This is a genomic window from Desertibacillus haloalkaliphilus (assembly GCF_019039105.1).
GTDB lineage: Bacteria > Bacillota > Bacilli > Bacillales > KJ1-10-99 > Desertibacillus > Desertibacillus haloalkaliphilus.
In genome coordinates this window covers 1-328 of the sequence record NZ_JAHPIV010000597.1, presented here as the reverse complement: position 1 = coordinate 328, position 328 = coordinate 1, and the positions used below count along the sequence as shown (strand labels likewise).

At 54.3% G+C, this 328-nt stretch carries 1 protein-coding gene; it reads left to right on the top strand.

Annotation, left to right across the window (positions count from 1 at the left end; translation table 11 throughout):
• On the top strand, positions 1–328 hold a 328-nt coding region (locus KH400_RS30460), incomplete at both ends, for a hypothetical protein (protein WP_217228735.1).

Sequence of the window (328 nt, the reverse complement as noted above, 5' to 3'; positions counted from 1 at the left end):
AAAAAGAAAGAGGGGGAGGAAGAGGAAGGGGGGGAGAAGAGAAAGGGGAAGAGAGGAAGAGGAGGAAAGGGGGGGGGAAGGGAAGGAAGAGGGGGGAAAAGAGAGGGGGAGAAGGGGGGAGGAAAAAAGGGGGAGAGGGAAAGAGGAAAGAAGGGGAGGGAGGGAGGAAGAGAAGAGGAAAAAAAAAGAGGAAAAAGAGAGAGAGAGAGGAGAGGAAGAGAAAGGGGAGAAAAGGGGAAAGAGGGAAGAAAGAAGGAAAGGAAAGAGGGAGAGGGGGGAAAAGGGGGGAAAGAAAGAGGGGGAAGGGGGGGGGGAGGAAGGGAGAAAG